Here is a 26,438-nt window from a genome sequence, read left to right as displayed (position 1 = left end):
TTCGATGCAAAAGCCTGCTTCCTTCAGCTTCCGTAGGATAAATATCATGAGCATCAACAAGAACATCGCCCGTCTGCGTCGCGCCAAGTCCACCCGTTCGCACATCCGTGAACTGGGCGTCGCTCGCCTGTCGGTGCTGCGCACCGGCCAGCATCTGTATGCGCAGGTCTTCACCGCCGACGGCTCCAAGGTGATCGCTGCGGCGAACACCCTGCAGGCCGACGTCAAGGAAGGCCTGAAGAACGGCAAGAACAGCGATGCGGCCGTCAAGGTCGGCAAGCTGATCGCCGAGCGCGCCAAGGCTGCCGGCATCGAGAAGGTCGCATTCGACCGCTCGGGCTACCGCTACCATGGCCGTATCAAGGCGCTGGCCGACGCAGCTCGCGAAGGCGGCCTGCAGTTCTAAGCACTGCTGCGGATGTGGCCATCGGCCACATCCGCGTTACCGCCGGCAGGGGAGATGCCGGACCGTCCCGTTCTTTTGCAACGGAGCCGGGAACACAGCGTGACTCCACAACCATAAGCGGCCCCGAGCCGTACATACTCAATCAATCAAGGAATCAAGATGGCAGAAGAACGTGCACCGCGGGGTCGTGATCGCGACCGTAACCGCGAAGAGAAAGTCGACGATGGCATGATCGAAAAGCTGGTCGCGGTCAATCGCGTCAGCAAGACGGTCAAGGGCGGTCGCCAGTTCACCTTCACCGCGCTGACGGTGGTTGGCGATGGTCTGGGCAAGGTCGGTTTCGGGTATGGCAAGGCGCGCGAAGTGCCGGTCGCCATTCAGAAGTCGATGGAGCAGGCGCGCAAGAACCTGGCCACTGTCGATCTGAACAACGGTACCTTGTGGCATGCCGTCAAGTCCGGCCATGGCGCAGCGCGCGTCTACATGCAGCCGGCTTCGGAAGGTACGGGCGTCATCGCCGGCGGCGCGATGCGCGCCGTGCTGGAAGCGGTCGGCGTCAAGAACGTGCTGGCCAAGGCGGTTGGGTCGCGTAATCCGATCAACCTGGTCCGTGCAACCCTGAAGGGTCTGTCGGAAGTGCAGTCGCCGGCCCGTGTTGCGGCCAAGCGCGGCAAGAAGGTGGAGGAGCTCAACCATGGCTAAGGACACCAACAAGACCGTGAAGGTGCGCCTGGTGCGTGGCCTGCGTGGAACCCAGTCGCGTCACCGCCTGTCGGTGCGTGCGTTGGGCCTGAATAAGCTCAACGATGTGCGTGAACTGAAGGACAGCCCGCAGGTTCGCGGTCTGATCAATACCGTTCACTACCTCGTCAAGGTTGAGGACTAATCCCATGACTTTGCATCTCAATGACCTCAAGCCCGCCGACGGCGCCCGTACCGAGCGCACCCGCGTCGGTCGTGGCATCGGCTCCGGCCTTGGCAAGACCTGCGGCCGCGGCCACAAGGGTTCGTTCGCGCGTAAGGGCGGCGGCAAGATCAAGGCCGGCTTCGAAGGCGGCCAGACGCCGATGCAGCGCCGTCTGCCGAAGATCGGCTTCCGCTCCAAGATGGCGCGTGACAGTGCCGAAGTGTTGTCCTACCAGCTGGACAAGCTGGAAGCAGGTGAGATCGACTTTGCAGCGCTGCGTGCGGCCAATCTGGTCCCAAGCCGCGCCAAGAAGGCGAAGATCGTGCTGAAGGGCGAGCTGAGCAAGAAGTTCGTGCTGAAGGGTGTCGCCGCAAGTGCGGGCGCCAAGGCGGCAATCGAAGCTGCCGGCGGCAGCGTAGAGGAGTAATCGGCAGATGGCGCAGGCTGGCATTGGTAACCTCGGTGGCGGGCTCGGCAAGTTCACGGAACTTCGCCAGCGGCTACTGTTCGTCCTCGGGGCATTGATCGTCTATCGCATCGGCTGCTATGTGCCGGTGCCGGGCGTGAATCCCGATGCCATGCTTTCGTTGATGCAGGCGCAGGGCGGCGGCATCGTGGACATGTTCAACATGTTCTCGGGCGGCGCCCTGCACCGGTTCAGTATTTTTGCGTTGAACGTGATGCCGTACATCTCGGCATCGATCGTGATCCAGTTGGCCACGCACATCTTTCCCGCCCTCAAGGCGATGCAGAAGGAAGGCGAATCCGGCCGACGCAAGATCACCCAGTATTCGCGCATCGGTGCGGTGTTGCTGGCGGTGGTGCAGGGCGGCAGTATCGCGCTGGCACTGCAGAACCAGACCGCGCCTGGTGGCGCTCCGGTGGTATACGCGCCGGGCATGGGCTTTGTGCTCACCGCAGTGATTGCACTGACCGCCGGCACCATCTTTTTGATGTGGGTGGGCGAGCAGGTCACCGAGCGTGGCATCGGTAATGGTGTGTCGCTGATCATCTTTGCCGGCATCGTTGCAGGCCTTCCGTCCGCGGCGATCCAGACTGTCGAGGCCTTCCGCGAAGGCAATCTGAGCTTCATCTCGCTGCTGCTGATCGTCATCACCATTCTGGCGTTTACGCTGTTTGTGGTGTTTGTCGAACGCGGGCAGCGACGTATCACGGTCAATTACGCGCGCCGCCAGGGCGGTCGCAATGCGTACATGAACCAGACCTCGTTCCTGCCGCTGAAGCTCAACATGGCAGGCGTGATTCCGCCGATCTTCGCGTCCAGCATCCTGGCTTTCCCGGCGACGCTGTCGATGTGGTCCGGTCAGGCGGCTTCCGGCAGCGGCGTGGGTTCGTGGCTGCAGAAGATCGCCAATGCACTCGGGCCCGGCGAGCCGGTGCACATGCTGGTGTTCGCCGCACTGATCATCGGCTTTGCGTTCTTCTATACCGCGCTGGTGTTCAACTCGCAGGAAACCGCGGACAACCTCAAGAAGTCGGGTGCGTTGATTCCGGGTATCCGTCCGGGCAAGGCGACGGCCGATTACGTGGACGGCGTGCTGACACGTCTGACCGCAGCGGGTTCGTTGTATCTGGTGATCGTCTGCCTGCTGCCGGAAATCATGCGCACGCAGCTGGGCACCTCGTTCCACTTCGGTGGTACGTCGTTGCTGATCGCCGTGGTGGTGGTGATGGACTTCATCGCGCAGATCCAGGCCCATCTGATGTCGCATCAGTATGAGAGCCTGCTGAAGAAAGCCAACCTCAAGGGCGGCTCGCGCGGCGGTCTGGCGCGCAGTTAAGTGGTACACTAGATCTTCATTGCGTGAAGACGGCCTGGTTCCCGGGCCAAGATCTTCCGATCAGAAGGGCGGCTCGCGCGACGTCTCGCGCGCGGGTGTGACGAGGTGGTCCTGTGCGGGAGTAGTACAGGCGATTCGGAGAGGTTTTCTGGGTCAACATCGTCCGGCGCCGGAGCGAGGGCACACTCCCCACGCCGGGTCCATGGAACTTTCGGTTCCACGGGCTTCAAAGCAATCCGAGGCCTTGCTACAATTCCGAGTTCACTTTTGATCCATCCTGCCGGATGGCGCCTGCGCGCTGTCGGGCCATCACTCAGTTGGAGAATCGCGTCATGGCGCGTATTGCAGGCGTCAACCTGCCAGCCCAGAAGCACGTCTGGGTCGGGTTGCAAAGCATCTACGGCATCGGCCGTACCCGTTCGAAGAAGCTCTGCGAATCCGCAGGCGTTACCTCGACCACGAAGATTCGTGATCTGTCCGAACCCGAAATCGAGCGCCTGCGCGCCGAGGTCGGCAAGTATGTCGTCGAAGGCGACCTGCGCCGCGAAATCGGTATCGCGATCAAGCGACTGATGGACCTGGGCTGCTATCGCGGTCTGCGTCATCGCCGTGGTCTCCCGCTGCGTGGTCAGCGCACCCGTACCAACGCCCGCACCCGTAAGGGTCCGCGCAAGGCGATCAGGAAGTAAGGGATAGATCATGGCAAAGCCAGCAGAAAAGAAAACGAAGAAGAAGATCAAGCGCGTCATCACTGACGGCGTCGCTCACGTCCACGCTTCGTTCAACAACACCATCGTCACCATCACCGATCGCCAGGGCAATGCGCTGTCGTGGGCCACGTCCGGCGGCGCCGGTTTCCGTGGTTCGCGCAAGTCGACCCCGTTCGCTGCTCAGGTTGCCGCCGAAAAGGCTGGCCGCGCTGCGCTCGACTACGGCGTGAAGTCGCTGGAAGTGCGTATCAAGGGTCCGGGTCCGGGCCGTGAGTCGGCCGTGCGTTCGTTGAACAACGTGGGCTACAAGATCACCAACATCATCGACGTGACGCCAATCCCGCACAACGGGTGCCGTCCGCCGAAGAAGCGTCGCGTCTAAAGGGAGCGATAAGAAATGGCTCGTTATATCGGTCCTACCTGTAAGCTCGCCCGCCGCGAAGGCGCCGACCTTTCCCTCAAGAGCCCGGCGCGCGCGCTGGACTCCAAGTGCAAGCTTGAGCAGAAGCCCGGCCAACACGGCGCGGCTCGCAAAGGCAAGCTCTCCGACTACGCTACCCAGCTGCGTGAAAAGCAGAAGGTCAAGCGCATCTACGGTCTGCTGGAACGCCAGTTCCGCAACTACTACAAGAAGGCCTCGACCAAGAAGGGCAACACCGGCGAGAACCTGCTGCAGTTGCTGGAAACCCGTCTGGACAACGTTTGCTACCGCATGGGCTTTGCCGTCACCCGTCCGGCCGCGCGCCAGCTGGTGTCGCACCGTGGCGTGTTGGTCAATGGCAAGTCGGTGAATCTGGCTTCGTACCAGATCAAGGCTGGCGATGCGATCACGCTGTCGGAAAAGGCACAGAAGCAGCTCCGCGTGCAGGAAGCCCTGACCGTGGCTGAGCAGCACGACATGACGCCGTCGTGGGTCGAAGTCGATTCGAAGAAGTTCAGCGGCGTGTTCAAGGCCGTGCCGGATCGCGCTGACCTGCCTTCGGATATCAACGAAGCGCTGATCGTCGAGTTGTATTCGAAGTAATTCACATTGGAGAGCCTCCGGCACCGCCGGAGGTTCGCAGGAGACCCCGCAACATGACGGTTACCGCCAACCAGGTTCTGCGCCCCCGTGGTCCGCAGATCGAACGTCTTACCGACAATCGCGCAAAGGTCGTGATCGAGCCCTTGGAGCGCGGTTACGGGCACACGCTGGGCAATGCCCTGCGTCGTGTGCTGTTGTCGTCGATCCCGGGTTTTGCGATCACCGAGGTCGAGATCGACGGCGTGCTGCACGAGTACACCACGGTCGAAGGGCTGCAGGAAGACGTGCTTGACGTCCTGCTCAACCTGAAAGACGTGGCGATTCGTATGCATAGTGGCGACAGCGCGACGCTGTCGTTGTCCAAGCAGGGTCCGGGCACGGTCACTGCGGCCGACATCAGGACCGATCACAACGTCGAGATCATCAACGGCGACCACGTGATCTGCCACCTGACCAAGGACACGGCGCTGAACATGCGCCTGAAGATCGAGCGTGGTTTCGGCTATCAGCCGGCTGCCGCGCGTCGTCGTCCGGACGAAGAGACCCGCACCATCGGTCGTCTGATGCTGGATGCGTCGTTCTCGCCGGTGCGTCGCGTTGCCTATGCCGTGGAAGCTGCGCGCGTTGAACAGCGCACCGACCTCGACAAGCTGGTGATCGATATCGAAACCAACGGCACGATCGATGCCGAGGAAGCCGTGCGCACCGCCGCCGACATCCTCAGCGATCAGCTGTCGGTGTTCGGCGATTTCACCCACCGCGATCGCGGTGCAGCCAAGCCGGCTGCCAGCGGCGTGGATCCGGTGCTGCTGCGCCCGATCGACGACCTTGAGCTGACCGTGCGTTCGGCCAACTGCCTGAAGGCCGAGAGCATCTACTACATCGGCGATCTGATCCAGAAGACCGAAGTGGAGCTGCTCAAGACCCCGAATCTTGGCAAGAAGTCGCTGACCGAAATCAAGGAAGTGCTGGCACAGCGCGGCCTTGCACTGGGCATGAAGCTGGAGAACTGGCCGCCGGCCGGTGTCGCCCAGCACGGCATGCTTGGTTGATGCATCACCGCATGGGCGTCTTCGGGCGCCCATGCTGCTTTTTTACATCGACGGGCCAAAGCCCGCGGTGACATCCGGTCAAAGGACGGCCGGCTCGGACCAACCGCAGTCCATTCAACAGCGCCAGGATGGCGACAACGTCTCTGAAGCAGTCTCAACATTCCTTAGGAAATCACACTCATGCGTCACCAGAAATCCGGTCGTAAATTCAACCGCACCAGCGCGCACCGCGAAGCCATGTTCCGCAATATGGCCGCGTCGCTGTTCAAGCACGAGCTGATCAAGACCACCTTGCCGAAGGCCAAGGAACTGCGTCGCGTCGCCGAGCCGCTGATCACCATCGGCAAGGTCGATGGCGTTGCCAATCGTCGTCTGGCGTTCGCGCGTCTGCGCGACAAGGAAGCAGTGGGCAAGCTGTTCGTCGAGCTGGGCCCGCGTTACGCGACCCGTCCCGGCGGCTACCTGCGCATCCTGAAGGCCGGCTTCCGTGCCGGTGACAATGCGCCGATGGCGTATGTCGAGCTGGTCGACCGTCCGGTCGTCGCCGAGGAAGTGGCCGAGTAATCGGTTCGCTCTTCGCAAAGATTCTCAAAAAGCCCGGCTAGCGCCGGGCTTTTTCATTGCGGTCCGGAACAGTGCCGGTCGATCTCGGCTCGCGCTTGCAGAAGTACAGTGCACGGACGTGCAGGAACCGAGGAAGGTCGAAAAGTCGCCGCAAGGATGGTCGCGACCGGGCGGCGTCCGCCCATTTACAAGGTGACGCGTGACTTTCGGCATGCATGGCTGTACAGGACGTGGTGACGTGCGACCTGCCCGATGCAGGCCTCCGTGGTCACCACGGCAGCGATGGCTGATAATCGGGCATTCGATCCTAGGCAAGCGGTAGCGATGAATCCATTTCGTTGGGGTTTCCGGGCGCAGTTTCTGCTGGGCTTTCTTGCATGCGCAGGACTGCTTGCCTATGCGATCTACGTGCAGCTGCATCTTGGGCTTGAGCCTTGCCCGCTATGCATCTTCCAGCGGATCGCCTTTGCGGCACTGGCGGTGTTGTTTCTGCTGGGCGCGTTGCATGGGCCGCGCGCAGCGGGCACGCGCAAGCTCTATGGCGTGCTGAGCTTCATTGCTGCCGGCGTCGGCATGGGCATCGCGGCGCGGCATGTCTGGGTGCAGATCCGGCCCAAGGACATGATGTCTTCGTGCGGACCGCCGTTGAGCTTTTTGAGCGAGACGATGGGGCCGTTCGAAGTGTTCCGCACCGTGCTGACCGGCACCGGCGACTGCGGCAATATCGATTGGCGCTTTCTGGGCCTGAGCATGCCGATGTGGAGCATGCTGTGGTTCGTGGGCCTGGCGCTATGGGCGCTGTATGCCGGCTTCAAGCAGCGTGGTCCGCGTAAATTGTTCTGATCGTTTCGTTCCGGCGCTGGCCGGCGCCCGAGATTTCTGGAGTTCACGATGTCCGCTTCCCCTCATTCGTCCGTCAACCAGGCAGACCACTGGTCGCCGCAGAGCTGGCGGCAGCGTCCGGCGTTGCAGATGCCGGTCTACCCGGACGCCGTTGCGCTGGAACACACGCTGGGCGAGTTGCGGCAGTTGCCACCGCTGGTGACCTCCTGGGAAATCTTCGCGCTCAAGCGCCAGCTGGCAGAGGCGCAGGAAGGCAAGCGCTTCCTGCTGCAGGGCGGCGACTGCGCCGAGAATTTCAGCGATTGCGAATCGGGCACGATCTCCAATCGCCTGAAAGTGCTGCTGCAAATGAGCCTGGTGCTGGTGCACGGCCTGCACCTGCCGGTAGTGCGGGTAGGGCGCTTTGCCGGGCAGTACGCCAAGCCACGTTCGGCCGACACCGAAACCCGCGACGGGGTGACCTTGCCGAGCTACCGCGGCGATGTGATCAACGCGCCGGCCTTCACCGAAGCGGCGCGCGTGCCGGATCCGCAGCGCATGATCACCGCGCACTCGCGCTCGGCGATGACGATGAATTTCGTACGCGCCCTGATCGACGGCGGCTTTGCCGACCTGCACCATCCCGAATACTGGAATCTGGACTGGGTAGGGTATTCGCCGCTGGCGGCGGACTACCAGAAGATGGTGGCATCGATCGGCGATGCGGTGCGCTTCATGGAGACCCTGTCCGGCGCGGAGGTCTACAACCTCAACCGCATCGACTTCTACACTTCGCACGAGGCGCTGTTGCTGCCGTACGAGGAAGGCCTGACCCGGCAGGTGCCGCGCCAGTGGGGTTGGTTCAACCTGAGCACGCATTACCCGTGGATCGGCATGCGTACTGCCGCGCTGGATGGCGCGCATGTGGAATACCTGCGTGGCGTGCGTAACCCGATCGCGATCAAGGTGGGGCCATCGGTGCAGCCGGATCAGCTGTTGCGTCTGATCGACGTGCTCAACCCGGAAGACGAACCCGGCCGCCTGAGCTTCATCCATCGCATGGGTGCGGCGCAGATCGCCGAGAGGTTGCCGCCGCTGCTGGAGGCGGTCAAGCGCGATGGGCGTCGGGTGTTATGGGTATGCGATGCGATGCACGGCAATACCGAAAGCACAGGAAATGGCTATAAAACACGGCGTTTCGACAATATCCGCAGCGAGGTCGAGTTGTCGTTCGATCTGCATGCCGCAGCCGGGACGCGGCTGGGCGGGGTACATCTGGAACTGACCGGCGAAGACGTCACCGAATGTACCGGTGGTGCGCGCGAGCTGACCGAGCGCGATCTGGAGCGAGCCTACCGTTCCAGCGTGGATCCGCGTTTGAACTACGAGCAGTCGCTGGAAATCGCAATGGCGATCGTGCGCAAGCAACAGCAGGTGGCGTCGCAGCCGCTGGGCGCGTGATGTCACCGTGCGCATGACGTGATGCTCATGCCGCGTGCGGCATGATGCTGCAGCCATCCCTCTTTCCCCCCACAGGAGGAACGGTTTGACTGCCGATTGGAACGTCATCCGCGAATACGCAATCCCGCTTGGTGCCGCGCTGCTGGCGGGCATCGTCACCTGGTCGTTGATGCTGTGGCTGTTTCGCCGCATGCAGGGCCGCGACTATCGCCGTGCTCGCATCATCCGCGTGGTCACGCTGCCGGCCGCCTTCATCCTGCCGCTGCTGTTTCTGGGCATCGCCACCGAGGCGACCCCGCTCTCCGGCAACGGGCTGGTAGCGGTGCAGCATCTGCTGCACGTCGGCATCGTCGGCTGCGTGACCTGGCTGTTGGTACGTGCAGTGTCCGCCGGCGAGATGGCGATCCTGCGCAGCAACCCCATCGAAGTCTCCGACAACCTCACCGCAAGGCGCATCCAGACCCAGACACGCGTGCTGAGCCGGGTGGTGATGGGCGCGGTGATCCTGCTCGGCATCTCGGTGGTGCTGCTGACCTTCCCGCAGGTGCGCCAGATCGGCAAGACGCTGCTGGCATCGGCCGGCATCATCGGCCTGGTGGCCGGTATCGCGGCCAAGCCGGTGTTCGGCAACCTGATTGCCGGTCTGCAGATTGCCCTGACCCAGCCGATCCGGCTGGATGATGTGGTGATCGTGGAGGGCGAATGGGGCCGCATCGAGGAGATCGGCAGCTCGTATGTGGTGGTGCGGATCTGGGACGAGCGGCGCATGGTGGTGCCGTTGACCTGGTGGATCGAGCACCCGTTCCAGAACTGGACACGCAGCAGCGCCGATCTGCTCGGTACCGCGTTTTTGTGGCTGGATTACCGTACCCCGATCGCGGCGGTGCGCGCCGAGCTGGAGCGCATCTGCAAGAGCGAGCCGCTCTGGGACGGACGGGTATGCGTGACCCAGGTGACAGAGACCAGCGAGAGTACGATCCAGGTGCGCCTGCTGGTGAGTGCGCGCAATTCCGGCGATGCGTTCGATCTGCGTTGCATCAGCCGCGAGCGCATGATCGACTTCCTGACCCGAGAGCACCCTTACGCATTGCCCAGGATCCGCGCCGAAATCGCCGCGCAGGAAAAGCCACCCCTGCGCGCCGCCGCGCCGATCGCCCAGGAGAGCGTGCGCTCGCCCGGTGCCGAAGACGGCGAGCCTGCGACTACGGTGTAAGCGCCGGCATGGCCGCCGACGCGCCTGGCGCAGTCGGCGCATAGCCGGGCGCAACACGCGCCTTGCTGCGTTGTTCGTAGGCGTAGGCCAGCTCGATCAGGCGCGGCTCGCTCCAGGCGCTGCCCATGAACAACAAGCCCAGCGGCAGGCCCTGGGTCTGTCCCATCGGCACGCTCAGGCTGGGATAACCGGCCACCGCAGCCGCACCGTAGCCGGCTCCGGGAAAGGTATCGCCCCTGACCAGGTCGGTGACCCAGGCAGCGCCTGTGGTCGGCACGATCAGCGCGTCCAGGCGATTGGCCTGCAGCGCGGCGTCGATGCCTTCCGGCCCCGCCAGCCGTTTGGCAGTGGCCCGGGCCGTGAGATACGCGACGTCGTCCAGTCCCGGCGCGGCCTGCGCCTGCTCGAACAGCTCCTGCCCGAAGTAGGGCATCTCGCGTTGCGCGTGGCTGCGATTGAAGGCGATCAACTGCTCCAGACTCGACACCGGAGCGGTGTGGCTGCGCAGATACGCGTTCAGGCCGGCCTTGAACTCGACCAACAAGACCGTTTGCTCGGCGGCATCCCACTTGCCATCGGTTGTCAGGCTGGTTTCGATGACGGTGGCGCCGGCGGCGCGCAGGGTCTGCACGGCGCGCTCCAGCGTGGCGGCGATGGCTGGATCTTCGCGCAAGGGATTGCGCAGCAGGCCCAGGCGCGCCCTACGCAGGCCGTCGGGCAAGTAGTTTGGTGGGGACGCTGGCGCAGTGCGCGCAGCCGGATCCTGCGGGTCGGGCGCGGCAATCGCCTGCAGCACGGCGGCCGCATCGGCGACGCTGCGCGTCATCGGGCCGGCGGTGTCCTGGCTGGCAGAGATTGGAATGATGCCGTCGCGGCTGACCAGGCCCACGGTCGGCTTGAGCCCGACCAGACCGTTCACCGAGGCCGGGCAGGTGATGCTGCCGTCGGTTTCGGTGCCGATGCCGACCGTGGCCAGGCTGGCGGCGATCGCCGCGCCAGTGCCGGCACTGGAGCCGCAGGGATTGCGATCCAGCGCGTACGGATTGCGGGTCAGCCCGCCGCGTGCGCTCCAGCCGGAGCTGGATTTGGTGGAACGGAAGTTGGCCCATTCGCTCAGGTTGGTCTTGCCCAGGATCACCGCGCCGGCGGCGCGCAAGCGCTGCACCAAGAACGCGTCGCGGCCGGGCCTGAAATCGGCCAGGGCCAGCGAGCCGGCGCTGTTGGCCATCGGCAGCGCATCGATATTGTCCTTGAGCAACACCGGAATGCCATGCAGGGGCCCGCGCACGTGGCCGGCGAGGCGTTCGGCGTCCAATGCACGCGCGTCGGCTTCGGCTTGCGGGTTGAGTTCGATCACTGAATTGAGGGTGGGGCCGGCGCGATCGATGATCGCGACGCGCTGCAGGTACGCGCGGGTCAGATCCAAACTACTGGTCTTGCCGGCAGCCATGCGTGCCTGCAGGCCGATGATGTCGGCATCGATCAGATCGTCTTGCCTGGCAGTGGCTGCGGTGGCACTGGCCGGGGTCAGGCTATCGGCATGCGCACAGCCGCACAGCGCAAGCAGCAGCGCGAAGGACAAGGTGGTGGATCGCATTGGCGGTGTTCCCCGGAGGACTGTTGGCAGGCTAACGGCGCTGCGTCGGGGTGACAACGTGTATGAGCTGCCCGCAGGCGGGCAGGATGCGTCAGCGATGCCGGCGCCTGATCAGATCGCGTGCCAGCACGCCGACCACGATCAGATTGATCGCCAGCACGCCCCAGGCGGTCCAGCCGGGATGGCGGACGATGGCGTAGATATCGAAAGGCAGGTAGATGGCCGCCGACAGGCAGCCCAACAGCGACGCCCAGGCCTTGGCACGCCACAGACCCCAGGCTTCCACCACGTGCAACAGGCCATACGCCAGCATTGCGGCAGCGGCCAGATGGACGGCGTCGGGACTGATAGTCTTGAGCAACGACGGCAGGGCGCCGTGCTCGGGGTCCAGATTGAAGCGGCGGATCAGCGTGCTGACCGCGTTCTGCAGCGGGAGCGGGCCCAGAATTTCCAGGCCCGTTGCCGCCAACAGCGCAAGCGTCCCCTTGACCGCCTCTAGCAATGCGATCACATGCAGACCCGGATGCGCACGCGGATCCGGGCTGTAGGGCGTGTTGCTCACGGAGATGAACTGCCCGTGCTTAGCCGGAACGGCCAGCGCGTTTGCGGTCGCTTTCGGTGAGGAACTTCTTGCGCAGGCGGATTTCCTTCGGGGTGACTTCCACCAGCTCGTCGTCTTCGATGAAGTCCAGTGCCTGCTCCAGGGTGTACTTGATCGCCGGCGTCAGCTTGATCGCATCGTCCTTGCCCGAGGCGCGCATATTGGTCAGCGGCTTGGTCTTGATCGCATTGACGGTCAGGTCGTTGTCCTTGGAGTGGATGCCGACCAGCTGACCTTCGTACACGTTGTCGCCTTCGGCAGCGAACAGGCGGCCACGCTCTTCCAGCGGCCCCAGCGCATAGGCCGGGGTGGCGCCTGGCGCATTGGCGATCATCACGCCGTTCTGGCGCTTGGCGATGGCGCCCTGTTCCTTCGGGCCGTAATGGTCGAACACGTGGAACAGCAGACCCGATCCCTGGGTCAGGGTGCGGAACTCGTTCTGGAAGCCAATCAGGCCACGCGCCGGGATCATGTAGTCAAGGCGCACGCGGCCCTTGCCGTCCGGCTCCATGTTCTTCAGCTGGCCCTTGCGGGTGCCCAGCTTTTCCATCACGCCGCCCTGGTGCTGTTCTTCGATGTCCACCACAAGCTGTTCGATCGGCTCCATCTGCTTGCCGTCGATCTCCTTGATGATCACTTCCGGACGCGACACGGCCAGCTCGTAGCCTTCACGACGCATGTTCTCGATCAGCACCGACAGATGCAGTTCGCCACGGCCGGAGACCAGGAACTTGTCGGCATCGGAGCCTTCCTCGACCTTCAGTGCCACGTTGTGCACCTTCTCGCGGTCCAGACGGTCGCGCAGCTGGCGGCTGGTCAGGAACTTGCCGCCGGACAGGTCCTTGTTGCCGGCGAACGGCGAGTTGTTGACCTGGAAGGTCATCGAGATGGTGGGCTCGTCCACGGTGAGCGCCGGCAGCGCTTCCGGGGCGTCGAGCGCGCACACGGTGTCGGAAATGGTCAGCTCGGCCACGCCGGAGATGGCCACGATGTCGCCGGCCTCGGCGGTGTCCTGCTCGATGCGCTCCAGGCCCAAAAAGCCCAGCACCTGCAGCACCTTGCCCTGGCGCTTCTTGCCTTCGCGGTCGATCACGCTGACCGGCATGTTCTTCTTCAGCACGCCGCGCTGGATGCGGCCGATGCCGATCACGCCGACGAAGTTGTTGTAGTCCAGCTGGCTGATGCGCATCTGGAACGGGCCGTCCGGATCCACGTCCGGTGCCGACACGTGCTGCATGATCGCTTCGTACAGCGCGGTCATGTCGCCGTCGCGCACGCTCGAATCCAGGCTGGCGTAGCCGTTCAGGGCGGAGGTGTAGACGATCGGGAAGTCCAGCTGCTCGTCGGTGGCGCCGAGCTTGTCGAACAGGTCGAACACCTGGTCGATGACCCAGTCCGGGCGTGCGCCGGGACGGTCGATCTTGTTGACCACCACGATCGGCTTGAAGCCCATCGCGAACGCCTTCTGGGTCACGAAGCGGGTCTGCGGCATCGGGCCGTCCATCGCGTCGACCAGGATCAGCACCGAGTCCACCATCGACAGCACGCGCTCGACTTCGCCACCGAAGTCGGCGTGTCCGGGGGTGTCGACGATGTTGATGCGGTTGCCGTTCCAGGTGATGGCCGTGTTCTTGGCCAGGATCGTGATGCCACGCTCCTTTTCCTGGTCGTTGCTGTCCATCACGCGCTCAGCCAGCACGGTGCGCTCGGACAGGGTGCCGGACTGCTTCAGCAGGCAGTCGACGAGGGTGGTCTTGCCATGGTCGACGTGCGCGACGATGGCGATATTGCGGAGTTTTTCGATAGACATGCGGAAAGGGCCCCTGTCTGGCGCCAGTCTTGAGATGAGGTAAGCCCGACATTATAGCGGTTTCGTTGCCGTGCCGTTGCGTTCGGCCGCCGGGCGGTCCAAAACGCCCATTCAGCTTGATCCGGCACCCCCGACGATGGTCCAGCCTGCACGGTCGCCTGCACGGCCGGGTGTATCCTAATGGGCTGTCATACACCCTGAAACCTGCAAGGATTTCCATGTCCCTGATTGCCCATTTCGACACCACCCGCGGCCCGATCGCGGTCGAGCTGTTCGCCGACAAGGCCCCGCTGACCGTCGCCAACTTCGTCAACCTGGTCCAGCGCGGCTTCTACGATGGCCTGAGCTTCCACCGCGTCATCGCCGACTTCATGATCCAGGGCGGTTGCCCGGAAGGCTCCGGCCGCGGCGGCCCCGGCTACCGTTTCGAGGATGAAGCCAACAACGGCGTCGGTCACGACCGCGGCGTGCTGTCCATGGCCAATGCCGGCCCCAACACCAACGGCAGCCAGTTCTTCATCACCCACACCGCCACCCCGTGGCTGGACGGCAAGCACACCGTGTTCGGCAAGGTCACCCAGGGCCTGGACGTGGTCGACGCCGTCGCCCAGGGCGATGTGATCAACAAGGTGACGATCGAAGGCGATACCGACGCCGTGCTGGCCGCCAAGGCCGACCGCGTCGCGGAGTGGAACAAGATCCTCGCCGCCTGATGTCGTTCCCCGAACGGCCGCCCTGTGCGGCCGTTCGTCTGTCACTGCGCGCCGCCAGGCCCTGCGCCACGCCAGCGTTCACCTCCACCCACGTTTTTTAGCAGAGGAAACTCCCCATGAAAGCACCTGTTCGTGTTGCCGTGACCGGCGCTGCCGGCCAGATCGGCTATGCCCTGCTGTTCCGCATCGCCTCCGGCGAAATGCTGGGCAAGGATCAGCCGGTGATCCTGCAATTGCTGGAACTGTCCAATGAAAAGGCCCAGGCCGCGCTCAAGGGCGTGATCATGGAGCTGGAAGACTGCGCATTCCCGTTGTTGGCCGGCGTGGTCGGCACCGACGACGCCGAAGTGGCGTTCAAGGACATCGACGTCGCCCTGCTGGTCGGTGCGCGTCCGCGCGGCCCGGGCATGGAGCGCAAGGACCTGCTGCTGGAGAACGCCAAGATCTTCACCGCGCAGGGCGCGGCGCTGAACAAGGTCGCCAAGCGTGACGTCAAGGTGCTGGTGGTCGGCAACCCGGCCAACACCAATGCCTACATTGCGATGAAGTCGGCGCCGGATCTGAGCCCGAAGAACTTCACCGCCATGCTGCGTCTGGACCACAACCGCGCGCTCAGCCAGCTGTCGCAGAAGCTCGGCAAGCCGGTCGGCGGCATCGAGAAGCTGGTGGTGTGGGGCAACCACAGCCCGACCATGTACCCGGACTACCGTTTCGCCACCGCCGATGGTGCGTCCATCGGCGATGCGATCAATGACCAGGAATGGAACGCGTCCACCTTCATCCCGACCGTGGGCAAGCGCGGCGCGGCGATCATCGAAGCGCGCGGCCTGTCCTCGGCTGCGTCGGCCGCCAATGCCGCCATCGATCACGTGCGTGACTGGGTGCTGGGCAGCAACGGCAGGTGGGTGACGATGGGCGTGCCGTCCGACGGCTCCTACGGCATTCCGGAAGGCGTGATCTTCGGCTTCCCGGTGACCACCGCCAACGGCGAGTACACCCTGGTCAAGGATCTGCCGATCGACGACTTCAGCCAGAAGTACATCGACAAGACCCTGGCCGAGCTGGAAGAAGAGCGCAGCGGCGTATCGCATCTGCTGGGCTGAGTTTTTTGCCTTGCTGCTGTAGCAAAAACGCCGGGCAGTGCCCGGCGTTTTTTATGTGCGCTTATGCGATGCAGTGCGCGAGACGCGGTGGCTGCGGCGCGGAAAGGACACAAGCATGTCCATCGGTGTTGCAAAACCGGTGCGAGACGTATGGCCGCCGCACCGATTGGCTGGTGCGATGCACTCAGGCCAGACCTTCGGCCTTCAATGCGGCCTGCACATCCGCATCGTCCAGCATGCGCTGCACGAACGCATCCACCGCGCTCAGGCCGCTCAGGTCCACGCCCACCTTCTGCGCCCATCGCAGCGTCACGAACAGATACGCATCGGCGCCGGTGTGGGTATCGCTTGCCAGCCAGTTGCGCCCCTGCAGATGCGTGTCGACACGTTCGTAAAAGGTGCGCAACTTGCTGCGTGCGTCGTCATGGCTGCGCGCGATCAGTGCGTCGTCCTGCAGATAGGCGGTGCTGCCGAAGATCGGCTTGAAGGCCGGATGCACATCGGCGTTGGCGAAGGCGATCCAGCGATTGATCTCCGCGCGGCTGCGCGCGGTGCCATCGCCGGACAGGCCGGTGAGCGGTGCGATGTCGGCGATGTAGTTGAGGATGGCGGCGTTCTGGGTCAGTGCCCAGTCGTCGACAACCAGCAGCGGCACGGCGCCGGCCGGGTTGAGGCGCAGATACTCGGGGGACTTCATCGTGGCGGCGTCGACCACCTGCAGATCGAAGGGCAGCCCCGACCAGCGCAGCACGATGTGATCCGCCAGCGAACACGCGCCCGGCTTGGTGTACAGCTTCATGAGAATTTCCGCACAGGAACGAAGACGCAAGCTTAGCGGCAACGCGTGAGTGCGTGGGCAGCGTCAGGATGCGGTGCGCGGGCGCAGCTTCTGTACGCGATAGAACGTGTGGTCGCCGATGGTGGCCACCTGGTACGCGTTGCGCCAGCTTGGGCTTGCGATCGCGCTTGCGGCAAAGTGACTGGCGCCCGGCACGATTTCCTTGCGTTGACCCACCGGCAGCGCCCAGTTGCGCTCTGCAGCCATCGCCACATCCAGCGCCTTGTTCCAGGCATCGTCGTTTTTCAGTTGCGTTCCCGGAGCCACGATGGTGGGCGCGAACTGCTTGCGCGCGGTGACTACCTGGCACATCGAATCGCCCCACAAACCGCTATCCAGCCGACGCAACGCAACTTCGGCGACGGCTTGCTGGCCGCGCAAGGTCTGATCACGCGCTTCCAGGTACACGGTGGTGCTCAAGCACAACGAATCTGCAGCCGGCTGCGGCAACAACTGCGACAGCCAAAGTATCCAAACCAGTTTCATATAACTCCTTGCTCCGTATGGGCCGATCCGCAGGGCATCCAATGTGGATGCACCAGTGCAGAGGGCTTGGCGTCATGGGGAGGCGACCTGCCACGGGTCGCCCGGTCTCCGGCGAAAGAAGATCTACCGGAGGTGCCCACCAGATGCGGCGGGTCAAAAAGTTGGCGCAAGGTAGGCGTCGATCACAGAATCGCGGCTGAATAGGCAGGTTGACGTGTGTGATCGCTTGGGGCATCTACGGCTTTGCTCGCTTACACAACGCGCCCCTTCGTTGAATGCGTCGCATCGCGGTGGCGACAGCGGATGTCGCAAGACATCTTGGCGCAGGGTGCATGCAACGGTATGCGTTTGCGTAGTTGTCAGCGAGACGTCATGCGTTGCGCTGGGCTACAGATGCGGCACCATCTCAAGTCTACATTACACGTCATCGTCACCGATGAATGTGCTTGTGCGATGGTGTCTTGCAGTAGTGGCTACACATCGAGATGCACACGCAGGTGCATGAAGGCACTGTCAGTGCCCGATGTCTGCTGCTGATAGGATCGCGCATTGCGCGCTTGCTTGCGCATCGCAGAATCCGGGGTTGCACGCACTAAAGGAGGCCGCCGAATTGCCCGACGCAAAATTGATGGAGGTAGGCAAAAAGCGCCACAAGGTTGTTTGCTCTCGCACTGCATCATCAAGTCGCTCGCCAACGCCTGCGTGCACACCCCGCAGCAATGACTCAATGGCGTTTCAGATGGGCTGTAATGTCCGCACGAAGATATGCAGCCGAAGTCGCCAGAACTATCGGCACGATTTTTTCGACGGTATCAGTGGCGCATCTGCGTTGACCGAGTGGCGACTGCATCGCACGCTTGCTGCACTTTTGCTCATTTACGCTGTGCATGTTCGAACGTATCAGGCGTGTTGAATCACACGCATCAAGTTCGACACGGTGCGAGATGATTTCATGCAGACATGCAGACATGCAGACATGCAGACATGCAGACATGCAGACATGCAGACATGCAGGCCAGCGGCATTCGCATTGTCACCGGCGCGATCGATGGCAGCGTCGGGATTCGCACCGATCTGGCCACTCGGATCTCGGCCTACAAACTCGCGCTGGCATCGGATGGACGGATCGGTCATCGCTCACTAACGCCATTACCAGCGTTGACGTTGAGTGAGTCAGGCGCCACGACACTCGCACACGGGTTCGTGCCGGTATCGCGAGCAGGCTGCTGTGGCTTTCAGCGCTTCGCGGCAACGCGCGTCACAACCTAGCCGCCAATCGGCACGCCTGATTGATCGCACGCTTGGCATCCAGTTCGGCAGCGACATCCGCACCGCCGATCAGATGCGGTTGTTGGCCGGCCGCCTGCAGCGCGGCAAGCAAGTCGCGGCGCGGTTCCTGGCCGGCGCAGATCACCACCGTGCCGACATCGAGCAGCTGTTCCGTACCTTCCACGCGGATCCGCAGCCCGGCGTCGTCCACGCCCAGATATTCCACACCGCCAAGCATCTTGACGCCCTTGGCCTTGAGCGTGGCGCGGTGGATCCAGCCGGTGGTCTTGCCCAGGCGCGCGCCGGGTTTGCCGGGGCTGCGCTGCAGCAGCCAGACCTGACGGGTTGGGCCCTCGGGCTGCGGTCTGGCCAATGCGCCAGCTGTCTCGAAGCTGGGGTCCACGCCCCATTCGGCCATCCAGCGTGCAGGGTCCAGCGACGGCGATGGCCCTGTGTGCACGAGAAATTCGCCGACATCGAAGCCGATCCCGCCGGCCCCGATGATCGCGACCCTGTCGGCAGCGACATGGCGGCCCAGCACCACGTCCAGATAACTCACGACCATCGGGTGATCGGCGCCGGGGAAGTCCACCTTGCGCGGCTCGATGCCGGTGGCCAGCACGATCTCGTCGAAGTCTTTCAGGTCTGCCGCTTCTACATGGGTATTCAGGCGCAGCTGCACCCCGGTCGCGTCGATGCGGTGACCGAAGTAGCGCAGCGTCTCGTTGAATTCCTCCTTGCCCGGGATGCGCCTGGCGACGTTGAATTGCCCGCCGATTGCATGGCCTGCATCGAACAAGGTGACGCGATGACCGCGCTCGGCGGCCACCGTCGCGCACGCCAGGCCGGCCGGGCCGGCACCGACCACCGCAATGCGCCTGGGGTTGGCAGTCGGTGCATAGATCAGTTCGGTTTCGTGCGCAGCGCGTGGGTTGACCAGGCAGCTCGCCAGCTTGTTGTCGAACACATGGTCCAGGCAGGCTTGATTGCAGGCGATGCAGGTGTTGATGGCATGCGACTGGCCGGTGCGGGCCTTGTTGGCCCACTGCGGGTCGGCCAGCAGCGGGCGCGCCAGCGACACCATGTCGGCCGCGCCGTCGGCCAGGATGCGTTCGGCCACTTCGGGCATGTTGATGCGGTTGGTGGCCACCACCGGAATGCGCAGGTGCGGCTTGAGCTTGGCGGTCACACCGGCAAATGCCGCGCGCGGTACCGAGGTGGCGATGGTCGGGATGCGTGCTTCGTGCCAGCCGATGCCGGAATTGATGATGGTCGCGCCAGCCGCCTCGATTGCCTGCGCCTGCGTCAGGATGTCCTGCCAATGGTTGCCGTCCTCGACCAGGTCCACCAGCGACAGCCGGTAGATGATGATGAAGTCCGGCCCGCAGGCCTCACGGATGCGTCGCACGATCTCCACCGCAAAGCGCATGCGCTTGGCCGCATCGCCACCCCAGGCATCGCTGCGCTGGTTGGTACGCGCAGCGGTGAATTCGTTGATCAGATAGCCTTCCGATCCCATCACCTCCACCCCGTCGTAGCCGGCGTCGCGCGCCAGCCGCGCCGCACGCGCGTAGGCTGCGATCTGCCGGTCCACCGCACGTGCCGATAGCGCGCGTGGGGTGAACGGATTGATCGGCGCCTTGAGTCTGGACGGCGCCACCGACAGCGGATGATAGGCGTAGCGCCCGGCATGCAGCAGCTGCAGGCAGATCTTGGCGCCGTGCGCATGTACCGCCTGGGTGACCTGACGATGCGGGCGCACTTCCCACGGCCACGACAGCTTGCCGCCGAACGGCTTGAGCCAACCCACCACGTTCGGCGAAAAACCGCCGGTGACGATCAAACCGACCCCGCCGGCAGCGCGCTCGGCGAAATACACGGCCAATTTGGGGAAATCGCGCGCACGGTCTTCCAGACCGGTGTGCATCGAGCCCATCAGGACGCGGTTGCGCAGTTGCGTGAAGCCCAGATCGAGCGGTGCGAACAGGTGCGGGTAGGACGAGACAGACGGGCCGGTGGCGGGCGACATGGCAAGATACGCTGGCGTACGGAGTGCGCACGATGCAGGCAAACGGGCGTGACGGCAAGTCTTGACGCCGCGCCGCCGCTATCGGCAGCGTGGGGCCGGGGAGGTCGGGGCGGCTGGCTTGCGCTCTGGGCCGCGCACCAGCTGAGGCGCTCCACACCTGCTAAACCCGACCAGCCACGCCAAGAAGACGCCCATCGGGGGCTTCTGGATGGCTGACGCTCGATCCGGCGCTTGCCGACGCCCTGATCAGTGGCGTATGTGCGGGCCAACAGGCCGGTGCCCCATGCAGCAGCCGAACTCAAGCGGTAACGCCCATCACCACCCCGCCAGTACCAACTTGCCGATCGTGCTGCCGCTTTCCAGGCGTCGATGTGCCTCGCGCAATTGGTGCGCATCGATGGGCGACAGTGTCTCGGTATGCGTGGTGCGCAACTCGCCCGCATCGATCAGGCTGGCGGCGCGGTTGAGAATGCGGTGCTGCTCGACCATGTCCTCGGTTGCGTAGCGGGCGCGGGTAAACATCAGTTCCCAATGGATGCCGATGCATTTTGATTTGTAGGGATCGCCGATCGACAGCGGGCCACGCGGCTCCACGATCAAGCCGACATGCCCCTGCGGTGCCAGGATCTCACCCAACTGCTCCCAGTAGCGGTCGGTGTCGGCCAGGTTGAGCGCTACGTCCACGTTCTGCATCCCCAGGGCCTGCAACTGCGGATGCAACGGCTGGTGATGGTCGATGACATGCTGGGCGCCCATCTGCCGCACCCATTCGATGGTTTCCGGTCGCGAGGCCGTGGCGATCACGCTGAAGCCGGCATGCCGCGCCAGCTGGATGGCGATCGAACCCACGCCGCCCGCGCCACCGATGATCAGTACGTGCCTGCCGCGATTGCGTGCGCCGTCGAAAGAGAACGGCATGCGATGGAACAGCAGCTCCCACGCGGTCAACGTGGTCAGCGGCAGGGCCGCTGCCTGGGCGAAGCTGAGCGAGGTGGGCTTGCAGCCTGCGATGCGCGCATCGACCAACTGATACTGCGCATTGCTGCCAGGTCGTCCGATATCGCCCGCGTAATACACCTCATCGCCGACCGCGAACGCGGTGACATCGGGACCTACCGCTTCGATGACTCCGGCCGCGTCATAGCCCAGGATCTTCGGCGCATCCAGCGTTTGCGGCTTGGGGGCGCGCACCTTGGTGTCGACCGGATTGACCGAGATCGCCTCGACACGCACCAACAAGTCATATCCGGAGGGAGCCGACGGGGCCGGAAGTTCCATGTCAAGCAGGGCGGCGGGATCGTCGATCGGAAGATGGCGGGTGATGACGACAGCTTTCATCTGGTCGCTCCATATGGGGAGTTCAGGGTGCGTTGTGCAGACGTCACGTTGCAACCACACCCCTCCTAATTCAGCTCGCACGGGGCCTGGCGTTCACCAATGTGGTTTTTGCGTCGCTGCGCAGTCCGCCGCCGGAGTCGACCCGCCGTCGTATTCAACTCACTTAATTGGGCTGCGGTTCATGCAGGCCAGATATGCAAACTGAGTGCCCGGTCCTTTCCTTCATGAAACTGTATACGTAGTATTGAACGGCATTGCTGGCCCTGGTGATTGCTTTCACATGTTATATGACCGTTAACGCGATCTTCACTAAGGCCGGCTTAATCTGCGCCCCGATGGCTCTGGATGTGACGAGCATCTTTACCAAGAACAACGCCTCTATCGGTTTTATCTCCCAAAGAAGGAGCTGTATACACATGAACAAGAAAATTCTCACTGCCGCGTTGCTCGGTGGTCTGGCGGTTGCCCAGGCTGCTTCCGCGCAGGAGTTCGATGACCGTTGGTACCTGACCGGTGGCGCTGGCTTCAACTTCCAGGACAGCGATCGTCTGACCAATGACGCCCCGTTCGTCACCCTGGGCCTGGGCAAGTTCGTTAGCCCGAACTGGTCGATCGACGGCGAGCTGAACTATCAGAACCCGAACTTCGATGCCAACCAGGATCAGAACTGGAGCCAGTACGGCATCTCGTTCGACCTGCGTCGCCACTTCATCCAGGAAGGCCGCGGCTGGAACCCCTACCTGCTGTTCGGTCTGGGCTATCAGCGTTCGGAAGAAGAGTTCGACGCCACCCCGAACCCGGTTTCGCCGGGCCAGCAGAAGGACGGCAACTTTGCCGCCAAGGCTGGTGTCGGTCTGCAGACCACCTTCGACAAGCGCGTCGCCGTGCGTGCCGAGTTGGCCTACCGCGCTGACTTCAACGACCAGAGCGTCGCTGCTCCGCAGGAAGACTGGTTCGGCGACGTGCTGGCTTCGGTCGGCGTCGTGATCCCGCTGGGACCGGCTCCGTCGACCGCTCCGCCGCCGGCTCCGGCTCCGGTTGCTCCGAGCTGCGCAGACCTGGATGACGACGGTGACGGCGTCAACAACTGCGACGACAAGTGCCCGGCTTCGCAGCCTGGCCAGACCATCGGTCCGGACGGTTGCCCGGTGCCTGTGTCGATCGACCTGAAGGGCGTGAACTTCGACTTCAACAAGTCGACCCTGCGTCCGGACGCCGTCTCGATCCTGAGCGAAGCGACCGAGATCCTGAAGCGTTACCCCGACCTGAAGGTCGAGGTTGCCGGTCACACCGACTCGAAGGGTACCGACGCGTATAACCAGAAGCTGTCCGAGCGTCGTGCGACCACCGTGTACGACTACCTGACCAAGAACGGCGTCGATGCGTCGCGTCTGGTTGGTCCGATCGGCTACGGCGAGAGCCGTCCGATTGCTCCGAACGCCAACCCGGATGGTTCCGACAATCCGGAAGGCCGTGCGAAGAACCGTCGTACCGAGCTGAACGTCCAGAACTAATTGGACCGCTAGCTGCTGCATACAGAACCCGGCCTCGCGCCGGGTTTTGTCTTTGTGGGAACCGAAAACCGGCGCCTGGACGGTGCCAATGCTGTCTGTGTTGCCATACAAGCGCGGTGCCGGTTGAAACGGCGTTCATCGCTGCCTACACTCGCCGCGTCAACACCACACTCATAACTGGAAGAACCCGATGCTGCGTACTGCCACGGCAGGATTGCTCTGTCTCGCCTTGATTCCCGCCGCCTACGCCGCTCCGAACTGCGCCGGCAGCACGGTGTCCCAGCCACTGCCGTTGCCCGCTACCGTCATTGCGCCGGCAGCCGCCGAGTTCTACACCCGTAGCGTGCAGCTGGGCATGCCCACCGGCGTGCTGGCACAGCCCTATACCACTGAGCAGTCGGTGGACCGCGTGTTGCTGCGTCTGCGCGTGGAAGGCTGCCAGGATCTGGCCAAGGTTATTCCGCCCGGTGGCACCGTCAATCCGAACGATCCGGCTGCCTACAAGGCCACCACCGCATTCGACAACACCCCGTGGCGCTTTGACATGAGCCAGAACGGCAAGCGCATGACCGCCGAAGAATTCGACGCCTGGATGAAGGCGCGTGGCGTGCGTGTGGTCAAGGCGCGTCCGGTGGCGGCGCCGGCGCCGGCTGCTGCGGCAACTGCAACGCCTGCGGCCGACGCCAAGTCGGTCGAAAACAAGTAAGCGGCGCGGTCGGGACGGCATGACCCGGCGGCCTGCGCCGGCGACGTCCCGGCAGCGCACGCGTGGTCCGGCGGGCCCGTCGCGCGTCTCCGCTACGACCGTGGCAACCACCGCGCCACGCCATGGGCTGGCGCGCGTGCTGTCCAAACTGGGCGTGTGTTCGCGTACCGAAGCGGCGCGCTGGATCGCCGACGGGCGGGTCAGCGTGGCGGCACGTGTGGTGCACGATCCCGAGTATCCGATCCGTGCCGATCAGCAGTCCGCCATCCGTGTCGATGGGCAGCCGTTGGCCGGGCCGGCGCGGTGCTATCTGATGCTCAACAAGCCGCGCGGCGTGGTCACCACCGCACGCGACGAGCAGGGCAGGGACACGGTGTATCGCTGCTTCGATGGTGCCGGCTTGCCGTGGATCGCCCCGGTCGGGCGCTTGGACAAGGCCAGCGAAGGCCTGCTGCTCTTCAGCAACGACCCGCAATGGGCGGCGGCAGTGACCGACCCGGCGACCGGGCCAGACAAGACCTATCACGTGCAGATCGATTGCCGCCCGAGCGCTGCGCAACTGGCGCAGCTGCAGGCCGGCATGGTCGACCCCGATCCGGAGGGCGAGGGCGTGCTGCTGCGCGCCAAGCGGGTCGGAGTGCTGCGCGAAGGCGAGCGCAATGCGTGGCTGGAGATCGTGCTGGACGAAGGCCGCAATCGACAGATTCGCCGCTTGTTGGCCGCGGTGGAGATCGGTGTGCTGCGGCTGGTGCGGGTGGCGATCGGGTCGCTGGCGATGGGCGAGCTGGGCAAGGGGACGTGGCGGATGCTCAGCCCAGAGGAAGTCAGTGCGCTGACGGTGGCTCCCGCCAGCGCGCCAAGCGCGCGCTGAGCAAGGCGCTGACCACCTCGACGGCGCGGGCGTCGCCGGCACCGTTGGCATCGTGGTGCCGACCCTTGGCGTGATTGCAGCCGGCACAGGCCAGGGCGAGATTGCGCGCCGCATTCGCATCGTCGCCGACCAGCGCGCACAGGGCCGTCGCCGCGCGACGGCCGAACCAGGCCTGCGGGACCACGTGTTCCAGCGTGGTATGCCCGTGCGGCTCGCCATCGGCGCGCAGCTGCAGGCGCCGACGGCAATGCAGGCAGCGGGTTTCCCAGTTGCCGTCCAACAGCTGCGCCTGGGTGTCGGTCTGCGCCGCCAGCAGCAGCCGTTGGCGCAGCGCCGTGCGCATCAGTGCTGGATCACGTCGAGTTCGCGCCCGATCTTGATGAACGCGTCGATCGCCTGATCCAGCTGCTCGCGGGTGTGCGCGGCGCTGATCTGGGTACGGATGCGCGCCTGGCCCTTGGGCACCACCGGGAAGAAGAAGCCGATCGCGTAGATGCCTTCTTCCAGCAGCCGCTTGGCGAATTTTTGCGCCAGCGGCGCGTCGTAGAGCATCACCGGGCTGATCGGATGCACGCCGGGCTTGAGGTCGAAGCCGGCGGCGGTCATGCGCGCGCGGAAGTAGCGGGTGTTGTCGACCAGGTGCGTACGCAGATCGCCGGCGGCTTCCAGCATCTCGAAGGCCTTGATGCCGGCGGCCACCACGTGCGGCGGCAGCGAGTTGGAAAACAGGTAGGGACGCGAGCGCTGGCGCAGCAGTTCGATGACTTCGCGCTTGGCGGTGGTGAAACCGCCCAGTGCGCCGCCCATCGCCTTGCCCAGCGTGCCGGTGATGATGTCGATCTGGTCCAGCACGCCCTTGACCTCGGCCGAGCCGCGGCCGGTGGCGCCGAGAAAGCCGGTGGCATGGCATTCGTCGATATGCACCAGCGCATTGTATTTGCGGGCGAGGGCGGTGATCTCGTCCAGCGGGGCGATGAAGCCGTCCATCGAGAACACGCCGTCGCTGGTGATCAGCTTGGTCTTGCAGCCGGCCGCATCGGCCGCCTGCAGCTGCGCTTCCAGGTCGGCCATGTCGCAGTTGGCGTAGCGGAAGCGCTTGGCCTTGCACAGGCGAACGCCGTCGATGATCGAGGCGTGGTTGAGCGCGTCGGAAATGATCGCGTCCGCTTCGCCGAGCAGCGGTTCGAACAGGCCGCCGTTGGCATCGAAACAGGCCGCGTAGAGGATGGTGTCCTCGGTGCCGAAGAAGTCGGCAATAGTGCGCTCTAGCTGCTTGTGCAGGTCCTGGGTGCCGCAGATGAAGCGCACCGAGGCCATGCCGAAGCCGTGCGTGTCCAGCGCGTCCTTGGCGGCCTGGATGATGTCCGGGTGGTCGGCCAGGCCCAGATAGTTGTTGGCGCAGAAGTTGAGCACGCTGCGGCCATCGGCCATGGTGATCCGGGCCGACTGCGGGCCGGTGATGATGCGCTCGGACTTGAACAGGCCCTGGGCCTGGATGGTTTCCAGTTCGGCGGCGTAATGGGCAGTCAGCGCAGCGGGAGCGTTGGTCATGGCGGTCGCAGTGGCAGGAGACGCATGATTTTAACGATCACGGTGGCATAC

Annotated in this window: 27 protein-coding genes; 18 read left to right on the top strand and 9 right to left on the bottom strand. The window is 64.1% G+C overall.

Annotation, left to right across the window (positions count from 1 at the left end):
• The first annotated feature begins 46 nt into the window (after window positions 1-46).
• From rplR to FHT09_RS08610, 13 genes are all read left to right on the top strand, one after another.
• Window positions 47-406: a 50S ribosomal protein L18 gene (rplR, locus tag FHT09_RS08670; protein WP_016900655.1), complete on the top strand. Its 360-nt coding sequence runs from the start codon at window positions 47-49 to the stop codon at window positions 404-406.
• Window positions 407-565: 159 nt separating this feature from the next.
• Complete coding sequence (gene rpsE, locus FHT09_RS08665) at window positions 566-1,108, top strand: 30S ribosomal protein S5 (RefSeq protein WP_003486682.1); 543 nt, start codon at window positions 566-568, stop codon at window positions 1,106-1,108.
• The gene (rpmD, locus tag FHT09_RS08660) at window positions 1,101-1,292 is read left to right on the top strand and encodes a 50S ribosomal protein L30 (protein ID WP_024938563.1); all 192 of its coding nucleotides are present in this window, start codon (window positions 1,101-1,103) and stop codon (window positions 1,290-1,292) included. The genes rpsE and rpmD overlap by 8 nt, the downstream gene beginning before the upstream one ends.
• A 4-nt stretch (window positions 1,293-1,296) precedes the next feature.
• A complete protein-coding gene (gene rplO / locus FHT09_RS08655) occupies window positions 1,297-1,740 on the top strand; it encodes a 50S ribosomal protein L15 (RefSeq protein ID WP_016900650.1) in 444 nt (147 codons plus the stop codon).
• Between the two features lie 7 nt (window positions 1,741-1,747).
• Window positions 1,748-3,115, top strand: coding sequence for a preprotein translocase subunit SecY (gene secY / locus FHT09_RS08650; RefSeq protein ID WP_016900648.1), 1,368 nt, complete (start codon window positions 1,748-1,750; stop codon window positions 3,113-3,115).
• A 332-nt stretch (window positions 3,116-3,447) separates the two neighbouring features.
• A complete protein-coding gene (gene rpsM, locus FHT09_RS08645) occupies window positions 3,448-3,804 on the top strand; it encodes a 30S ribosomal protein S13 (RefSeq protein WP_003486672.1) in 357 nt (118 codons plus the stop codon).
• Window positions 3,805-3,814: 10 nt separating this feature from the next.
• Window positions 3,815-4,207, top strand: coding sequence for a 30S ribosomal protein S11 (rpsK, locus tag FHT09_RS08640; protein ID WP_003486671.1), 393 nt, complete (start codon window positions 3,815-3,817; stop codon window positions 4,205-4,207).
• 15 nt (window positions 4,208-4,222) lie between these two features.
• On the top strand, window positions 4,223-4,849 hold the full coding sequence (rpsD, locus tag FHT09_RS08635; protein WP_002811641.1) for a 30S ribosomal protein S4: 627 nt from the start codon (window positions 4,223-4,225) through the stop codon (window positions 4,847-4,849).
• A 53-nt stretch (window positions 4,850-4,902) separates the two neighbouring features.
• Window positions 4,903-5,901: a DNA-directed RNA polymerase subunit alpha gene (gene rpoA, locus FHT09_RS08630; RefSeq protein WP_002811635.1), complete on the top strand. Its 999-nt coding sequence runs from the start codon at window positions 4,903-4,905 to the stop codon at window positions 5,899-5,901.
• A gap of 180 nt (window positions 5,902-6,081) precedes the next feature.
• Complete coding sequence (gene rplQ / locus FHT09_RS08625; RefSeq protein WP_003486665.1) at window positions 6,082-6,465, top strand: 50S ribosomal protein L17; 384 nt, start codon at window positions 6,082-6,084, stop codon at window positions 6,463-6,465.
• Between the two features lie 324 nt (window positions 6,466-6,789).
• A complete protein-coding gene (locus FHT09_RS08620) occupies window positions 6,790-7,308 on the top strand; it encodes a disulfide bond formation protein B (RefSeq protein ID WP_039523787.1) in 519 nt (172 codons plus the stop codon).
• Window positions 7,309-7,356: 48 nt separating this feature from the next.
• Complete coding sequence (locus FHT09_RS08615) at window positions 7,357-8,748, top strand: 3-deoxy-7-phosphoheptulonate synthase class II (protein ID WP_104604302.1); 1,392 nt, start codon at window positions 7,357-7,359, stop codon at window positions 8,746-8,748.
• Window positions 8,749-8,833: 85 nt separating this feature from the next.
• Entirely contained in the window at window positions 8,834-9,961 is a 1,128-nt protein-coding gene (locus tag FHT09_RS08610; protein WP_166774923.1) for a mechanosensitive ion channel family protein, read from the top strand.
• On the opposite strand, the gene FHT09_RS08605 is transcribed toward FHT09_RS08610, so the two are convergent.
• The 3 genes from FHT09_RS08605 to typA all read right to left on the bottom strand — a co-directional run bounded on the left by FHT09_RS08605 (window position 9,951) and on the right by typA (window position 13,969).
• The gene (locus FHT09_RS08605; protein ID WP_184416963.1) at window positions 9,951-11,543 is read right to left on the bottom strand and encodes an amidase; all 1,593 of its coding nucleotides are present in this window, start codon (window positions 11,541-11,543) and stop codon (window positions 9,951-9,953) included. The two genes, FHT09_RS08610 and FHT09_RS08605, sit on opposite strands and share 11 nt — an antisense overlap.
• Window positions 11,544-11,649: 106 nt before the next feature.
• Window positions 11,650-12,069 carry a DUF2127 domain-containing protein gene (locus FHT09_RS08600; RefSeq protein ID WP_181126412.1) on the bottom strand — a complete coding sequence of 140 codons (420 nt, stop codon included), beginning with the start codon at window positions 12,067-12,069 and terminating at the stop codon, window positions 11,650-11,652.
• 70 nt (window positions 12,070-12,139) lie between these two features.
• Window positions 12,140-13,969: a translational GTPase TypA gene (gene typA / locus FHT09_RS08595; RefSeq protein ID WP_104538410.1), complete on the bottom strand. Its 1,830-nt coding sequence runs from the start codon at window positions 13,967-13,969 to the stop codon at window positions 12,140-12,142.
• 218 nt (window positions 13,970-14,187) lie between these two features.
• Between typA and FHT09_RS08590 the strand changes: the two genes are divergently transcribed.
• Together FHT09_RS08590 and FHT09_RS08585 are read left to right on the top strand one after the other, a co-directional pair.
• Window positions 14,188-14,682, top strand: coding sequence for a peptidylprolyl isomerase (locus FHT09_RS08590; protein WP_104538409.1), 495 nt, complete (start codon window positions 14,188-14,190; stop codon window positions 14,680-14,682).
• 116 nt (window positions 14,683-14,798) lie between these two features.
• Window positions 14,799-15,785 (top strand): malate dehydrogenase, encoded by a 987-nt coding sequence (locus FHT09_RS08585; RefSeq protein WP_104604304.1) that lies wholly within the window; start codon window positions 14,799-14,801, stop codon window positions 15,783-15,785.
• Between the two features lie 184 nt (window positions 15,786-15,969).
• On the opposite strand, the gene FHT09_RS08580 is transcribed toward FHT09_RS08585, so the two are convergent.
• The 4 genes from FHT09_RS08580 to FHT09_RS08565 all read right to left on the bottom strand — a co-directional run bounded on the left by FHT09_RS08580 (window position 15,970) and on the right by FHT09_RS08565 (window position 21,745).
• Window positions 15,970-16,584, bottom strand: coding sequence for a glutathione binding-like protein (locus FHT09_RS08580; RefSeq protein ID WP_104604306.1), 615 nt, complete (start codon window positions 16,582-16,584; stop codon window positions 15,970-15,972).
• A 63-nt stretch (window positions 16,585-16,647) separates the two neighbouring features.
• The gene (locus FHT09_RS08575; protein WP_104538406.1) at window positions 16,648-17,109 is read right to left on the bottom strand and encodes a cell wall hydrolase; all 462 of its coding nucleotides are present in this window, start codon (window positions 17,107-17,109) and stop codon (window positions 16,648-16,650) included.
• A gap of 1,258 nt (window positions 17,110-18,367) precedes the next feature.
• Window positions 18,368-20,407 (bottom strand): NADPH-dependent 2,4-dienoyl-CoA reductase, encoded by a 2,040-nt coding sequence (locus tag FHT09_RS08570; RefSeq protein WP_104604308.1) that lies wholly within the window; start codon window positions 20,405-20,407, stop codon window positions 18,368-18,370.
• Between the two features lie 315 nt (window positions 20,408-20,722).
• Window positions 20,723-21,745, bottom strand: a complete 1,023-nt coding sequence (locus FHT09_RS08565; protein WP_104604310.1) for a zinc-binding alcohol dehydrogenase family protein — start codon at window positions 21,743-21,745, stop codon at window positions 20,723-20,725.
• A 416-nt stretch (window positions 21,746-22,161) separates the two neighbouring features.
• Here FHT09_RS08565 and FHT09_RS08560 point away from each other — a divergent pair, with 416 nt between their 5' ends.
• From FHT09_RS08560 to FHT09_RS08550, 3 genes are all read left to right on the top strand, one after another.
• Entirely contained in the window at window positions 22,162-23,259 is a 1,098-nt protein-coding gene (locus FHT09_RS08560; protein WP_104604312.1) for an OmpA family protein, read from the top strand.
• A 190-nt stretch (window positions 23,260-23,449) separates the two neighbouring features.
• Entirely contained in the window at window positions 23,450-23,965 is a 516-nt protein-coding gene (locus FHT09_RS08555; protein WP_024938551.1) for a hypothetical protein, read from the top strand.
• 19 nt (window positions 23,966-23,984) lie between these two features.
• Complete coding sequence (locus tag FHT09_RS08550) at window positions 23,985-24,836, top strand: pseudouridine synthase (protein WP_104604314.1); 852 nt, start codon at window positions 23,985-23,987, stop codon at window positions 24,834-24,836.
• Here the strand turns inward: FHT09_RS08550 and FHT09_RS08545 are convergent.
• Both FHT09_RS08545 and kbl read right to left on the bottom strand, forming a co-directional pair.
• Window positions 24,790-25,179: an HNH endonuclease gene (locus FHT09_RS08545; protein WP_104604316.1), complete on the bottom strand. Its 390-nt coding sequence runs from the start codon at window positions 25,177-25,179 to the stop codon at window positions 24,790-24,792. The two genes, FHT09_RS08550 and FHT09_RS08545, sit on opposite strands and share 47 nt — an antisense overlap.
• Entirely contained in the window at window positions 25,179-26,387 is a 1,209-nt protein-coding gene (kbl, locus tag FHT09_RS08540) for a glycine C-acetyltransferase (protein ID WP_104604318.1), read from the bottom strand. Before kbl ends, FHT09_RS08545 begins: the two co-directional genes overlap by 1 nt.
• Window positions 26,388-26,438 lie beyond the last annotated feature (51 nt).

The organism is Xanthomonas sp. CFBP 8152, from assembly GCF_014199025.1.
Taxonomy (GTDB): domain Bacteria; phylum Pseudomonadota; class Gammaproteobacteria; order Xanthomonadales; family Xanthomonadaceae; genus Xanthomonas; species Xanthomonas arboricola_B.
The sequence above is the reverse complement of the archived record's forward strand: the minus strand, read 5'-3'. Positions and strand labels throughout refer to the sequence as shown.